12 protein-coding genes are annotated in these 14,014 nt (G+C 65.8%); 6 read left to right on the forward strand and 6 right to left on the reverse strand.

The window, feature by feature from the left end:
- The first annotated feature begins 76 nt into the window (after positions 1–76).
- The 5 genes from ACYQ4T_RS09990 to ACYQ4T_RS10010 all read left to right on the forward strand — a co-directional run bounded on the left by ACYQ4T_RS09990 (position 77) and on the right by ACYQ4T_RS10010 (position 5,317).
- The gene (locus ACYQ4T_RS09990) at positions 77–1,648 is read left to right on the forward strand and encodes an ABC transporter substrate-binding protein (protein WP_459853240.1); all 1,572 of its coding nucleotides are present in this window, start codon (positions 77–79) and stop codon (positions 1,646–1,648) included.
- 80 nt (positions 1,649–1,728) lie between these two features.
- Complete coding sequence (locus ACYQ4T_RS09995) at positions 1,729–2,739, forward strand: ABC transporter permease (RefSeq protein ID WP_459853242.1); 1,011 nt, start codon at positions 1,729–1,731, stop codon at positions 2,737–2,739.
- A gap of 13 nt (positions 2,740–2,752) precedes the next feature.
- The gene (locus ACYQ4T_RS10000; protein WP_459853245.1) at positions 2,753–3,691 is read left to right on the forward strand and encodes an ABC transporter permease; all 939 of its coding nucleotides are present in this window, start codon (positions 2,753–2,755) and stop codon (positions 3,689–3,691) included.
- A gap of 1 nt (position 3,692) precedes the next feature.
- Positions 3,693–4,529: an ABC transporter ATP-binding protein gene (locus ACYQ4T_RS10005; protein WP_459853247.1), complete on the forward strand. Its 837-nt coding sequence runs from the start codon at positions 3,693–3,695 to the stop codon at positions 4,527–4,529.
- Positions 4,526–5,317, forward strand: a complete 792-nt coding sequence (locus ACYQ4T_RS10010; protein WP_459853249.1) for an ABC transporter ATP-binding protein — start codon at positions 4,526–4,528, stop codon at positions 5,315–5,317. Before ACYQ4T_RS10005 ends, ACYQ4T_RS10010 begins: the two co-directional genes overlap by 4 nt.
- Positions 5,318–5,477: 160 nt before the next feature.
- Here ACYQ4T_RS10010 and ACYQ4T_RS10015 read toward each other — a convergent pair whose 3' ends face one another.
- On the reverse strand, positions 5,478–6,383 hold the full coding sequence (locus ACYQ4T_RS10015; RefSeq protein WP_459853251.1) for an ArgK/MeaB family GTPase: 906 nt from the start codon (positions 6,381–6,383) through the stop codon (positions 5,478–5,480).
- Between the two features lie 94 nt (positions 6,384–6,477).
- Here ACYQ4T_RS10015 and ACYQ4T_RS10020 point away from each other — a divergent pair, with 94 nt between their 5' ends.
- A complete protein-coding gene (locus ACYQ4T_RS10020; RefSeq protein WP_459853253.1) occupies positions 6,478–7,188 on the forward strand; it encodes a hypothetical protein in 711 nt (236 codons plus the stop codon).
- Here the strand turns inward: ACYQ4T_RS10020 and ppdK are convergent, their stop codons facing one another.
- From ppdK to ACYQ4T_RS10045, 5 genes are all read right to left on the reverse strand, one after another.
- Entirely contained in the window at positions 7,189–9,915 is a 2,727-nt protein-coding gene (gene ppdK, locus ACYQ4T_RS10025; protein WP_459853256.1) for a pyruvate, phosphate dikinase, read from the reverse strand.
- A 28-nt stretch (positions 9,916–9,943) separates the two neighbouring features.
- The gene (gene glyS / locus ACYQ4T_RS10030; protein ID WP_459853259.1) at positions 9,944–12,022 is read right to left on the reverse strand and encodes a glycine--tRNA ligase subunit beta; all 2,079 of its coding nucleotides are present in this window, start codon (positions 12,020–12,022) and stop codon (positions 9,944–9,946) included.
- Positions 12,022–12,903, reverse strand: coding sequence for a glycine--tRNA ligase subunit alpha (locus ACYQ4T_RS10035; protein ID WP_459853261.1), 882 nt, complete (start codon positions 12,901–12,903; stop codon positions 12,022–12,024). The genes glyS and ACYQ4T_RS10035 overlap by 1 nt, the downstream gene beginning before the upstream one ends.
- Positions 12,904–12,977: 74 nt before the next feature.
- On the reverse strand, positions 12,978–13,196 hold the full coding sequence (locus tag ACYQ4T_RS10040) for a hypothetical protein (RefSeq protein ID WP_459853263.1): 219 nt from the start codon (positions 13,194–13,196) through the stop codon (positions 12,978–12,980).
- Positions 13,197–13,228: 32 nt separating this feature from the next.
- Positions 13,229–13,981 carry a tRNA1(Val) (adenine(37)-N6)-methyltransferase gene (locus ACYQ4T_RS10045; RefSeq protein ID WP_459853266.1) on the reverse strand — a complete coding sequence of 251 codons (753 nt, stop codon included), beginning with the start codon at positions 13,979–13,981 and terminating at the stop codon, positions 13,229–13,231.
- Positions 13,982–14,014 lie beyond the last annotated feature (33 nt).

Genomic DNA, 14,014 nt, shown 5'->3' on the forward strand with positions numbered 1-14,014 from the left:
AACCTTGACCGTTCGGTCCAGGGCGCGGGGCGTTCCTAACAAGCGCCAGGACTGCGTGAATCAGGGAGCCAAGACGATGAAACCGTTTGTACGATCGGCCCTCCTCGCCGTGGGGATGAGCGTCAGCGCCTTCACCTTTGCCATGGGCATGGCGCAGGCGGAGACGCCGAAAGACACGCTGGTGATGGCCTATGTGATCGACGACATGATCTCGCTCGATCCGGCCGAGATCTACGAGTTCACCAGCTCGGAATACATGGCCAACACCTATGATCGCCTGGTGGTGATCAATGCGGAGAAGCCGTCCGAGCTGAAGTTCCAGGCGGCCGAGAGCTATACCGTCAGCGATGACGGCAAGACCTTCCAGTTCAAGATCCGGCCCGGCATCAAATTCCATTCCGGCAATGAAATGACCGCCGAGGATGCCGCCTTCTCGCTGCAGCGTTTCGTGAAGATCAACGGCAACCCCGCCTTCATCATGAACCAGTTCGGCCTGACCAAGGACAACGCCGACAAGATGATCCGGGTGAAGGACCCGATGACCCTGGAGATCGAGCTCGATGCCGCCTATGCGCCGAGCTTCTTCCTGAACTGCCTCTCCTATACCAGCGTCGTCATCGACAAGAAGCTGGCCATGGAGCATGCGCAGGGCGACGACCTGGGCAACGGCTGGCTGAAGACCAACGAAGCCGGCTCCGGCCCCTTCTCGCTGAAGAGCTACAAGCCGAAGGAGTCGATGGTCCTCGAGACCAATGAGGCCTATTGGGACGGCGTGCCGAAGATCAAGCGCGTCTTGATCAAGAACGTGACCGAGAGCGCCACCCAGCAGCTGCTGGTCCAGAAGGGCGACGTCGATGTGGCGCGTAACCTGACCGGCGACCAGCTGAAGGCGATCGCGGGCGACAAGGCGTTGAAGACCGTGGCCTCGCCGAAAGCGACTCTCTGGTACATGGGCCTCAACGTGAAGAACCAGTACCTCGGCAACAAGGATCTCCGCCAGGCGATGAAGTACCTGGTGGACTATGACGGCCTGCAGAAGACCTTGTTCAGCGGCACCGGCATCAAGCACCAGACCTTCCTGCCCGACGGCCAGCTCGGCGCCGACAATGAGACGCCGTTCACCTTCGACGTCGCGAAGGCGAAGGAACTGCTGAAGGCCGGCGGTCAGCCGAATGGGTTCGACGTGACCATCGACGTCACCAACAAGTCGGAAGCCCGCGAGCTGGCGGCGTCGCTGCAAAGCTCGATGGCCAAGGCCGGCGTCAACCTGATCATCCGCCTGGCCGACAACAAGACCACGCTGACCAAGTATCGCGCCAGCGAGCACGATATCTATCTCGGCCAGTGGGGTTCGGATTACCAGGACCCGCATTCCAACGCCGACGGCTACCTGAATGCGCCGCTCGCCAAGCGCAACCAGTGGGTCTCGGAGGAGCGCGCCAAGGCGGTGAATGCCGCCCGCGATGAGCGCGATTCCGCCAAGCGGGCCCAGATGTACATGGACCTGCAGAAGATGGCGCTGGAAGAGAGCCCCTACGTCATCCTGTTCCAGCAGGTCGAGACCGCGGCCGTCCGTTCCGATGTGAACGGCTTCATCATCGGCCCGACCTTCGACCTCAATCTCTACAAGAACGTCGTGAAGAACTGACGTTTGGAACCGGCATCGGGCGACTCCCTTAGTCGGGAGTCGCCCGCGCTATTTCCGGCCTCAGTCATTCCCTCGGTTCGATGCTTGCGTTGAAATCCGCCAGCAAGGTCCTGCTGTCCATCGCGACGACGATGCTGGGCCTGCTCGTCGTCACCTTCGTCATCAGCCGGCTGCTGCCGGTCGATCCCGTGCTCGCCATCGTCGGCGACCACGCCTCGGAATCGACCATCGCCGCGGCGCGCACCAAGCTCGGCCTGGACCATCCGATCCCGGTCCAGTTCCTGCTCTATATCTGGAGCGTGTTCCAGGGCGACCTCGGGGTCTCGCTCCGCACCAGCCAGCCGATCCTGGAAGACCTCGCCCATGTCTTCCCGGCGACCCTGGAGCTCGCCACCTGGGGCATCGTGATCGGCACGGTGATCGGCATCCCGCTCGGGGTCTGGGCGGCCGTCGCCAAGGACACCGTCATCGATCACCTGATCCGCTTCGTCGGCCTGGTCGGCTATTCGATGCCGATCTTCTGGCTCGGCATCATGGCGCTGCTGATCTTCTACGCGAAGCTCGACTGGCTGCCCGGTCCCGGGCGCCTCGACTTCGGCTATGAGGACATCATCACGCCGGTCACCGGCATCATGACCATCGACACGCTGATCGCCGGCGAGACCGATCTGTTCTGGAATGCGGTGGCTCACCTGATCCTGCCGGCCGCCCTGCTCGGCTATTACTCGCTGGCCTATATCAGCCGCATGACCCGCTCGCTGATGCTGAGCCAGCTGCGGCAGGAATACGTGCTGACCGCGCGGGTGAAGGGCGTGCCGGAACGGCGCATCATCTGGAAGCACGCCATGGGCAACATCCTGGTGCCGCTGATCACCGTGGTGGCGCTCTCCTACGGCAACCTGCTGGAAGGTTCGGTGCTGACCGAGACGGTCTTCGCCTGGCACGGCATCGGCCTCTACATCACCGATTCGATCTTCGGCCAGGACCTGCCGGCGGTGATGGGCGGCACCATCGTGGTCGGCTTCGTCTATATCATCATCAACACCCTGACCGATCTCGCTTACCGTTTTCTCGACCCCCGAGCCAGATGATGAGGGCGCGCTGATGACCACAGGCACCACCGGCTGGGTCTTGAGCGTCACCCCGCAGAACTGGCGGCGCTGGCTGTTGACCGACACGCCGCAGTCGCGGCTGCAGGCCCGCGCCGGCCGCGCCTATCTCGGCTGGGTTGCGTTTGCAAAGAACCCGCTGGCGATGATCGGCCTCATCATCATCCTGGGCCTGATCGGCATGGCGGTGTTCGCGCCCTGGCTGACCCAGTTCAACCCGACCGAGGCCGGCCCGATCACCGACCGGCTGCTGCCGCCGGGCGGCGACCATTGGCTCGGCACCGACCAGCAGCAACGCGACATCTGGAGCCGCATCGTCTACGGTTCGCGCACCACCTTGCTGATCATCTTCATGGTGGCGGTCACCGCGGCGCCGGTCGGCATCGTCATCGGCACCACCGCCGGCTATCTCGGCGGCTGGGTCGATACGGTGCTGATGCGGATCACCGACGCCTTCCTCGCCTTCCCGAAGATCGTGCTGGCACTCGCCTTCGCCGCGGCGCTCGGCGCCGGCATCGAGAACGCGATCCTCGCCATCGCCATCACCTCCTGGCCGCCTTATGCGCGCATCGCCCGGGCGGAGACGCTGACGGTGCGCAACACGGACTATATCGCCGCGGCGCAGATGAGCGGCGCCTCCAGCTTGCGGGTCCTGGTCGGCCATATCATGCCGATGTGCCTGCCCTCGCTGATCGTGCGGGTGACGCTCGACATGGCGGGCGTGATCCTGATCGCCGCGGGCTTGGGCTTCCTCGGCCTCGGCGTCGCCCCGCCGCAGCCGGAATGGGGCTCGATGGTCTCCGACGGCCGCAACCAGATCCTGGACCAGTGGTGGATCTGCACCTATCCCGGCATCGCCATCTTCATCGTCAGCCTCGGCTTCAACCTGATCGGCGACGGGCTCCGCGACGTGCTCGATCCCCGGGAACAGTGACATGAGCAAGCCGATCCTCGACGTCGAGAAGCTCAACATCCGGTTCAACACGCCGACCGGCATCAACCACGTGGTGCGCGACGTCTCCTTCACCTTGGGGCGCGAGAAGCTGGCGATCGTCGGCGAATCCGGCTCCGGCAAGTCGCAGACCGCGCGGGCGATCCTCGGCTTGACGCCCGGCATGGTGAACGCGGAGAAGCTCGAGTTCGACGGAGAGAGCTTGCTTGGCCTGTCCAACGCGCAATGGCGCAAGATCCGCGGCCGCCGCATCACCATGGTGATGCAGGACCCGAAGTATTCCCTCAACCCGGTGATGCGGATCGGCGACCAGCTCATGGAGGCCGCCGCCCGCACCAATGCCAGGAGCGCGCTCAAGGCCCGCGCGCTGGAGATGCTGGAGGCGGTGAAGATCCGCGACCCCGAGCGCGTGTTCCGCGCCTGGCCGCACGAGCTTTCCGGCGGCATGGGCCAGCGCGTCATGATCGCGATGATGCTGGTGACCGAGCCCGAGCTGCTGATTGCCGACGAACCTACTTCCGCGCTCGATGTGACGGTGCGGCTGCAGGTGCTGGCCATCCTCGACGACCTGGTGAAGACCCGGGACATGGGCCTCATCTTCATCAGCCATGACCTCAATCTGGTCAGCACCTTCTGCGACCGCGTGCTGGTCATGTATGCCGGCCAGGTCATGGAAGAGCTCGATGCCAAGCACTTGAACGCGGCGCAGCATCCCTATACCCGCGGGCTGCTCGCCTGCACGCCCAACTTGGAGAAGCCGGTCGAAGTGCTGCCCACGCTCCAGCGGGATCCCAGCTGGATGGCCCCGGTGAGCCGATGAAGGCACCGTCTCCCATGGTCGAGGTCGAGAACCTCGAGGTCGACTTCTACACCGGGAAGCATCACGTGCGCGCGCTGGCCGGCGTCAGCTTCGCCATTGCCGCGGGGGAGAGCTTCGGGCTGGTGGGCGAATCCGGTTCCGGCAAGACCACGGTGCTGCGCGTGCTGGCCGGGCTCAACCCGGCGTGGAATGGCGAGATCACCGTCGCCGGCAAGCCGCTCGCCCGCGACCGCGATAAGGCCGCCAAGCGCGCGATCCAGATGGTGTTCCAGGATCCCTATGGCTCGCTGCACCCGAAGCACACGGTCGATCGCATCCTGGCCGAGCCGTTGCAGGTGCATGGCATCGGCGACATCGAGAACCGGGTGAAGGACACCCTGGAGCAGGTACAGCTCGGCCCCTCCTTCCGCTTCCGCTACCCGCACCAGCTTTCCGGCGGCCAGCGGCAGCGCGTCGCCATCGCCCGCGCGCTGATCCTGCGTCCGAAGCTGCTGTTGCTCGACGAGCCGACCTCGGCACTCGACGTCTCGATCCAGGCCGAGGTGCTGAACCTGCTCGCCAAGCTGCGCCAAGAGCTGGATCTCACCTATATCCTGGTCAGCCACGATCTCGCGGTGGTGGCGCAGCTCTGCGAGCGCCTCGCCATCATGCGCACCGGCGAGATCGTCGAGACCGCGGACAGCGCCAAGCTGGCCAAGGGGGAATTGCAGCATCCCTATTCGCGGCAGCTGCTGACCGCGAGCAAGGGCTTCGACCGCGCCGCCATTGCGGCGTTTGCGGATCTCTGACGCGCACAGTAGCGGAACCGTCAACCCCCGCCCCAACCCGCCCCCATCTTGGGGGCGGGGACGGATAGAACCGTCACTCGCCACAGCATCTTTATAAGAGTCCCTTCCCCCAAGATGGGGGAAGGCTAGGTAGGGGGTTGGCCTCTCCGCGTGAAGACTATCAGTCCGCGCGCGCCAGCAGCCCGAACGGCGCCGTCTCGGGTGCCAGCGAGATCGCGCCGAGCTTCTTCAGCCCCTCGCGACCGTAGCGGTCCTTGATCGCCTGTTTCAGCCAGTTCTCGGCCTGCAGGCGGCGGCGTTCGGCGAGATGGCCTTGGCGATGCAGCCAATGCCAATGCTCGGCGATCTCGGCCAGCAGCGCGCCGAGGCCCTCGCCCGAGGTGGCGGTGACGATCTTCACCGCGACCGTCCAATCGAAGCTGGGCTCCGCCGCCATGCCGAGCGCACCGACCACGTCCGCGCGCGCCCGCGTCGCCGCATGGCCCATGTCGCCCTTGGTCACGACGACGATGTCGGGGATCTCGACGATGCCGGCCTTCATGAACTGCAGGCTGTCGCCCGAGCCCGGCTGGACGCAGAACACCACGGTGTCCGCGGCCATCGAGATGTCGGTCTCCGACTGGCCGACGCCGACGGTCTCCACCAGCACGATGTCGTAGACCGCGCGCATCAGCACCATGGCGCCGAAGGTGATCTCGGCCAAGCCGCCCAGCTGGTCGCGCGCCGCCATCGAGCGGATGAAGACCCGCTGGTCGTCGGGATCGCTGCGCAACCGCACGCGGTCACCCAGCAACGCGCCGCCGGTGCGCCGCGAAGAGGGGTCGACGGCGATGACGCCGACGCTCTTGCCCTGCGCGCGGTAGGCCGAGATCAGCGCGCCGGCCAGGGTCGATTTGCCGACACCCGGCGGGCCGGTCAGGCCGATCACCTGCCCCACGGGTGCGAGGTAGGCCGCGGACAGCAGCGCCGTGAGACCGGCATCGTCGGGCGACGATTCCAGCTTGGCCAGAACAGCGGCAAGGGCCGGCTTGCCGCCGAGACGCAATTCCTGCAGGGACTCGGTCATTTCATGTGGGATATCAAAACGTGCAAACGAGACTCGAAATGTGACCCGGGATGGTATACGACCCGGCGGGATTTGCAGATTGAGTGGTGTAGACGTGAAAAAAGCAATCGTGTTGTTGCTCGCCCTGTTCCTGGCCGGCTGCGCCGGCGCGGAACTTTCCACCGAGGAACTGTCGGCGATCAAGCGGGTCGCCATCGTCTCGGCGGTCGGCGACGAACTCAGCGTGGTGGAAATCCCGCTGTTCCCGATCATCGTCGAGGACGATTTCGGCCCGTTCGAGGAATACGGCCTGGACCGTTTCATCACCAACACGATCGCGCAGAAGCTGACGCCGCGCTACCAGGTCGTTCCCTTCGACAGACCGGTCCGAATCACCCGGGGCGACAAGACCGACTGGTGGTGGCACGACGACAACTACACCCATATCGACCTGCCGGCCGGCGGCGATCTCGGCAACGGCAAGGTCGTGGACACCTACATCGTGATCACGCCCGGCACCGGCACGGTCTACGGCACCTCGCACCAGGTGCACGGCGCCTACCTGGCGCGCCATCCGAACGCCTTCGGCGCGGAGCACGGCGTTGGCGTGACCTATCACCTGATCGTCATCGACGCGAAGACCAAGGAAAAGATCAAGGACATCCACACCATCGCCGGCGCCGAGGTGGAAGCAGGCGTCTGGCGCGAGAAATACGCCGAGCTTAGCGACGCGCAGAAGCGGCAGGTGGAAGCCGGCATCGAGCATGCGATGGCAGTATCATTGGACAACGTCCTCCGGGCAGTCGCGCTGATCCCTGAGGAGTGATCACCCTTCGCCCTTGCGCCCGGACTGGTCGCCGGTTAGCGCGGCCTGCGCCGCGGCCAGCCGCGCGATCGGCACGCGGTAGGGCGAGCAGGAGACGTAGTCCAGCCCAACCTCGGCGCAGAAATGGATCGAGGCCGGGTCGCCGCCGTGCTCGCCGCAGATGCCGAGCTTGAGGTTCGCCCGGGTCTTGCGGCCGCGCTCGCTGGCGATCTTCACCAGCTCGCCGACACCTTCCGGGTCGAGGCTGATGAAGGGATCCTGCTTGATGATGCCCTGGCGCTCATAGGCCTGCAGGAAGCGGCCGGCATCGTCGCGGCTGAGGCCATAGGTGGTCTGGGTCAGGTCGTTGGTGCCGAAGCTGAAGAAGGCGGCATCCTTGGCGATCTGGTCCGCGAGCAGGCAGGCCCGCGGCAGCTCGATCATGGTGCCGACGGAATAGGGCAGCTCGACGCCGGTCTCCTTGATCACCTCGCGCGCCACGCGGTCGATCACCGCGCGCATCAACGAGAGCTCCTTCGGGATGCCGACCAGCGGGATCATGATCTCGGCTTCCGCGGTCTCGCCCTGCTTCTTCTTCACCGCGGCCGCGGCCTCGAAGATCGCGCGGGCCTGCATCTCGTAGATCTCGGGATAGGTGATGCCGAGGCGGCAGCCGCGATGGCCGAGCATCGGGTTCGATTCCTTGAGCTGGGCCGCGCGATGCGTGACCCATTCGACCGAGAGCCCCGAGGCCGCCGCGACCTCCGCCAGCTCCGCCTTGCTGTGCGGCAGGAACTCGTGCAGCGGCGGATCCAGCAAGCGGATCGTCACCGGCAGGCCGCGCATGATCTGGAACAGCTCGATGAAGTCCTGGCGCTGCATCGGCAACAGCTTCGCCAGCGCCTTTTTCCGCCCCTCGACATCCTCGGCCATGATGGTCTCGCGCATGGCGACGATGCGGTCGCTGTCGAAGAACATATGCTCGGTGCGACAGAGGCCGATACCCTCGGCGCCGAACTGCCGCGCGGTGCGGGCATCGAGCGGCGTCTCGGCATTGGTGCGGACCTTCAGCTTGCGGAAGCTGTCGGCCCAGGCCATCAGGTTGGCGAAGTCGCCGGAGAGTTCCGGCTCGATGGTCGGCACCTCGCCGAACATCACCTCACCGGTGCCGCCGTCGATGGTGATGATGTCGCCGGCGCCGATGGTCTTCCCGCGGACCACCATGGTTTTCTTCACGTCATCGACCCGGAGATCGCCGGCACCGGAGACGCAGGGACGGCCCATGCCGCGCGCCACCACCGCCGCATGGCTGGTCATGCCGCCGCGGGTGGTCAGGATGCCGGCCGCGGCATGCATGCCGTGGATGTCCTCGGGGCTGGTCTCGACGCGCACCAGGATCACGCGCTCGCCTTTGGCGGCGCGGTCCTCCGCCTCGTCGGCAGTGAAGGCGACCTTGCCGGAAGCGGCACCCGGCGATGCCGGGAGGCCGCGGGCGATCACGTCCTTCTTCGCCTGGGGATCGAGGCGCGGATGCAGCAGCTGGTCGAGCGAGGCGGGATCGACGCGGGCGACCGCGGTCTTCTTGTCGATCAGGCCCTCGTTGCAGAGATCGACCGCGATCTTCAGCGCGGCCTGCGCCGTGCGCTTGCCGTTCCGGGTCTGCAGCATGTAGAGCTTGCCCTGCTGCACCGTGAACTCGATGTCCTGCATGTCGCGATAGTGCTTCTCGAGCTGCGCGCGGACCTGGTCGAGCTGCTTGAAGACTTCGGGCATCACCTCTTCCATCGCCGGCAGCGTGGACTTGTTGGCCTTCTTGCCGTCGAGGGTCAGGTGCTGCGGCGTGCGGATGCCGGCCACGACATCTTCGCCCTGGGCGTTGACCAGATACTCGCCGTAGAACTCCTTGGCGCCGGTCGAGGGATTGCGGGTGAAGGCGACACCGGTGGCGCAGTCGTCACCCATGTTGCCGAACACCATGGCCTGGACGTTGACGGCGGTGCCCCACTCCTCCGGGATGTTGTTGAGCTTGCGATAGGTCTTGGCGCGCGGGATGTCCCAGGAGCCGAACACGGCGCCGATGGCACCCCAGAGCTGCTCATGCGGGTCCTGCGGGAAGGGCTTGCCCAGCTCCTCCTCGATCCGCGCCTTGTATTCGGCGATGACTTTCAGCCAGTCCTCGGCGGTCAAGTCGGTGTCGAGCTCGACGCCGCGGTCCTGCTTGTGCAGCTCCAGCGCCTCCTCGAAATTGTGATGCTCCACGCCGAGCACGACGTTGCCGTACATCTGGATGAAGCGGCGATAGGAGTCATAGGCGAAGCGCCGGTCGCCGGACTTCTTGGCCAGGCCTTCCGTGGTCTCGTCGTTGAGGCCGAGATTCAGGACGGTGTCCATCATGCCCGGCATGGAAACGCGGGCACCGGAGCGCACCGAGACCAGCAGCGGGTTCTCGGGATGGCCGAACTTAAGCCCGACCGCATTCTCGATATGCGCGACGCCGGCGGTGACTTCGGCCTTCAGCTCGGCCGGATACTCGCGCGCGTTGGCATAGAAATAGGTGCAGACTTCGGTGGTGATGGTGAAGCCCGGCGGCACGGGAAGGCCGAGCGACGCCATCTCGGCGAGGTTGGCGCCCTTGCCGCCGAGGAGATTCTTCATCTCCGCTCGGCCCTCGGTCGTCCCGGCGCCGAAGCGGTAGACCCACTTCGCGCTGCTGGTTTCCGGTTGCTTGCGAACTGCATTGGAGGCCACGGGGAAGTCTCCTCTTCAGCGGGGCGGCTCAGCCCTCGATCTTGGAAAAGTCCGCCACCGCGGACAGGGTCGCGTTGATCGCCGAGAGCATGCGCAAGCGGTTCGCGCGCAGCTTCGGGTCCTTGTCGTTCACGGTCACCTTGTCGAAGAAAGCATCGACCGGAGCCCGCAGTTGCGCCATGGCCGACATGGCGCCGGTGAAATCCTCGCGCGCGATCGCCGCTTTGGCGGATTCGGAGACCTTGGAGAGCGCCGTATGCAGCGCCCGCTCCGGCTCCTCGACCAGGGCCGCCGGATCGATGCCGCCGTCATGGCGCGCGCTGTCTTTCTTCTCCTCGATGCGCACGATGTTGGCCGCGCGCTTATGCGCCGCCAGCAGGTTGACGCCGTCCGGGCTCTCGACGAAGCCCTTCAGCGCATCGACCCGTGCGATCAGGCGCGTCAAATCGTCCTCGTCGCCGAGCGCGAAGACCGCCGAAACCAGATCGTGGCGGACACCCTGTTCCTTCAGCGCGACCTTCAGGCGATCGGCGAAGAAATCCATCAGCAGGCCGATCACCGGCTGCGGCGCGTTGCCGAGCGCGTAGCTCTTGTAAGACTGCTCCAGCACCGCGCGCAGGCCGAGCCTGAGCTTGTTCTCCAGGATCAGCCGGATGATGCCGAGCGCCGCACGGCGCAAGGCGAAGGGATCCTTGGAACCGGTCGGGCGCTCGTCGATGGTGAAGAAGCCGACCAGGGAATCGATCTTCTCGGCCAAAGAGACGGCAATCGAGACCGGCGCCTTCGGGCAGAGATCATTCGGGCCCAAGGGCTTGTAATGATCGGCGATTGCGTCGGCCACGGCGTCGGAAAGTCCCTCGTTCCGCGCATAATAACGCCCCATGATGCCCTGGAGTTCCGGGAACTCGCCCACCATCCCCGAGACCAGATCGGCCTTGGCGAGGTGTGCGGCTTGATCCGCAAGCCCGGCATCGCCGTTCGGAATTTTCTCCGAAAGCACGGCGGCAAGCGCGCGCATGCGCTTCACCTTGTCGCCGACGGAGCCGAGCTTGGCGTGATAGGTGATGCCGTCGAGCGCCGGCACGCGCTCGATCAGCCGGACCTTCTTGTCCTGCTCCCAGAAGAACTGGGCGTCGGAGAGGCGCGCGCGCAATACGCGCTCGTTGCCGGCGGTGATCGCCTTGCCGCCGTCATCGGCCTCGGTGTTGGCGACGACGATGAAGCGCGGCGCGAGCTTGCCGTCCGATGCCAGGACCGCGAAGTATTTCTGATTGACCCGCATGGTCGTGGTCATGACCTCGGGCGGCAAAGTCATGAAGGCGTCGTCGATGCGACCCATGAGCGCCACCGGCCATTCGATCAGACCGGTCACTTCATCGAGCAGCGCGTCGTCCTGCCGGACGGTGAGGCCTTCCTTCGCGGCCAAAGCCTGCGCCTGCTTCCAGATCTCGGCACGCCGCTCGGCAGGATCGAGGATGACCTTCGCGGCGCGCAGCTTCGACTGGTAATCGGCGAAGCTGGAGACCGTGATGACGCTCGGTGCCAGGAACCGATGGCCGCGGGTCTCGGCGCCGCTCTTCTGGTCGAAGTTGCCGAGCTTGAACTCGGCGACGATCGGCTTGCCGTCGAAGACGAAGATGATGCTGTGCAGCGGCCGCACCCAGCGGAAGCCGAAGCCGGCCCAGCGCATGGATTTCGGCCAGGGCAGTTCCTGCAGCACCTCGCCGATCGCGCGTTCGAGCACGGCGCTGGTCGCCCCGCCCTTCTTCTCGATCACCGCGAAGTAGAACTCGCCCTTGCCGGTGTCGCGCTTCTCGCATTGGTCCAGCGAAGCGAGGCCGGCGGACTTGAGGAAGCCGTCGATCGCCTGTTGCGGCGAGCCGACGCGCGGGCCCTTCTTCTCTTCCTTCACGTCGGGCTGTGCGGTCGGGAGACCGTCCAGGACGAGAGCAAGGCGGCGCGGTGTCGCGTAGGCGTCGGCACGAGTCCAAGAAAGGCCGGCGGCTTTCAGCTTCTCGGTGACCAGGCGCTTCAAGTCGTCGGCGGCGCGCGCCTGCATGCGCGCGGGGATCTCTTCCGAGAAGAGTTCGAGGAGGAGCTCGGCCATTACGCTTCGCCTTGCGTCGCGACGAAGGCTTCGCAGCAGCGCTTGGCCAGCGCGCGGACGCGGCCGATATAGGCCTGGCGCTCGGTGACCGAGATCACGCCCCGGGCGTCGAGCAGGTTGAAGAGATGGCTGGCCTTCAGGGCCTGGTCATAGGCCGGCAGCGGCAGCGCCTTGTTGCGGTCGAGCAAGGCCGCGCATTCCTGCTCGGCGTCCTTGAAATGCTGGAACAGCAGATCGGTGTTCGCGCATTCGAAGTTGTAGGCGGAATATTGCTGCTCGGCCTGGAGATAGACGTCGCCGTAGGACATGCCGTGGCCGTTGAAGTCGAGGTCGTAGACGTTCTCGACGCCCTGGACATACATGATCAGGCGCTCGAGCCCGTAGGTGAGCTCGGTCGAAACGGGATCGCATTCGATGCCGCCGACCTGCTGGAAATAGGTGAACTGCGAGACTTCCATCCCGTCGCACCAGACCTCCCAGCCGAGGCCCCAGGCGCCGAGGGTCGGGCTCTCCCAGTCGTCTTCCACGAAGCGGATGTCGTGGCGCGCAGGGTCGATGCCAATTTCCTTCAAGCTGCCGAGGTAGAGCTCCTGGCTGTCGGCGGGGGACGGCTTCAGGATCACCTGGAACTGGTAGTAGTGCTGCAGCCGGTTGGGGTTCTCGCCGTAGCGGCCGTCCTTCGGCCGGCGCGAAGGCTGCACGTAAGCCGCGCGCCAGGGCTTCGGGCCGAGGGCGCGCAAGGTGGTCGCCCAGTGGAAGGTGCCGGCGCCGACTTCCATGTCGTAGGGCTGCAGGATCACGCAGCCTTGGCGGGCCCAATAATTCTGCAGCTTCAGAATCAGGGTCTGGAACGAGGTCTCGGGGTTGGGTTGGGCGGGCATTTCCCCTGGTCGCCTGCTTTTATGGTGCGGCGCAAAATATCGGGCAGAGGGGGATTAATCAAGCTGAGCGGGAGCTAGGCCCCGGCACAGTCATGGCCGCCCTTGGCCGGCACGTAAGCGCCGCATTTCGGGCACTTAACCATGTCCTCGATGGCGCCTTCGGCCTTCTGCTTGGGAGTCCCGCGCGGCTGAGCCTGGGGCTTGCCGCCGATGATGTTGTGCCGCTTCAGGAGCCGCCAGGCCAGAAACGCGACGACCAGCAGCAGGAGGATTTTGGGCAGGGTCAAAGTCATGGCCGCCATTTAGCGGTGTGGGTGACATGGGGTCAAGCCGACGAGACCCGCATCGGCAGCGCCTTTCCGTCGCGCAGGATGCTGTCGGCCGCGGCGGTGAAGGCGCCGTTCTCTTCGTGCAGGATGAGATCGGGGAGAATCGCCAGCGGCTCGCCGGAGCCCAGTTGTGCGCGGAGGATGATGCGTTTGGCCGCGCGGCCCTGCTTCGGGTGGATGGGCAGGATCGCGATGCCGCCGAAGCTGCGGGTGACGCAGCCGAGCACATCGTCCAGGCGATCGGCGCGGTGGATCAAGGTGAGCACGCCGCCGGGCTTCAGCGCAGCGCGGGCGGCGGCGATCCAGTCGGCGAGCTTCGCTTCGCTCTCCGCCGTGGCGGCGGCTTTCAGCGGGTGGGCGGAGACCGTCGCCGTGCCGGCCTTGAGATAGGGCGGGTTCATCACGACCGCGTCGAACTTCCGCGGCAGCGCTGCGCGCAGGTCCGCTTCGATGATGTGCAGGCGCTCGGCCATGCCGTTGCGCGCGGCATTGGCGCGGGCGCAAGCGGCGAAGGCCGGCTCGCGGTCGAGGCCGGTCACGCGGAGATCCGGCCGACGCCAGGCGAGGCAGAGACCGACCGAGCCGACGCCGCAGCCGAGATCCAGCACCGCCGCACCCTCCGCCGCGTCCACCGCGGCCGCCAGCAGGACCGCATCGACCGCGACGCGATAGCCGTCGGCCGGCTGGGCGACCTCAACCCGGCCGTCCAGGAGGCTATCGATCGGCGCATCCAAGGCCGCGCTTTCCATCCCAACCCCGCGTCTTTCCGCCGCAGCAGGCCG

The sequence above is a fragment of the Dongia sp. agr-C8 genome (assembly GCF_054658695.1).

Excerpts from the sequence above, each read along its gene's own strand:
- ACYQ4T_RS09990 (WP_459853240.1), top strand. The coding sequence starts at position 77 with ATGAAACCGTTTGTACGATCGGCCCTCCTCGCCGTGGGGATGAGCGTC.
- ACYQ4T_RS10045 (WP_459853266.1), bottom strand. The coding sequence starts at position 13,981 with ATGGAAAGCGCGGCCTTGGATGCGCCGATCGATAGCCTCCTGGACGGC.
- ACYQ4T_RS10005 (WP_459853247.1), top strand. The coding sequence starts at position 3,693 with ATGAGCAAGCCGATCCTCGACGTCGAGAAGCTCAACATCCGGTTCAAC.
- glyS (WP_459853259.1), bottom strand. The coding sequence starts at position 12,022 with ATGGCCGAGCTCCTCCTCGAACTCTTCTCGGAAGAGATCCCCGCGCGC.
- ACYQ4T_RS10040 (WP_459853263.1), bottom strand. The coding sequence starts at position 13,196 with ATGACTTTGACCCTGCCCAAAATCCTCCTGCTGCTGGTCGTCGCGTTT.
- ACYQ4T_RS09995 (WP_459853242.1), top strand. The coding sequence starts at position 1,729 with ATGCTTGCGTTGAAATCCGCCAGCAAGGTCCTGCTGTCCATCGCGACG.
- ACYQ4T_RS10010 (WP_459853249.1), top strand. The coding sequence starts at position 4,526 with ATGAAGGCACCGTCTCCCATGGTCGAGGTCGAGAACCTCGAGGTCGAC.
- ACYQ4T_RS10000 (WP_459853245.1), top strand. The coding sequence starts at position 2,753 with ATGACCACAGGCACCACCGGCTGGGTCTTGAGCGTCACCCCGCAGAAC.
- ACYQ4T_RS10015 (WP_459853251.1), bottom strand. The coding sequence starts at position 6,383 with ATGACCGAGTCCCTGCAGGAATTGCGTCTCGGCGGCAAGCCGGCCCTT.
- ACYQ4T_RS10035 (WP_459853261.1), bottom strand. The coding sequence starts at position 12,903 with ATGCCCGCCCAACCCAACCCCGAGACCTCGTTCCAGACCCTGATTCTG.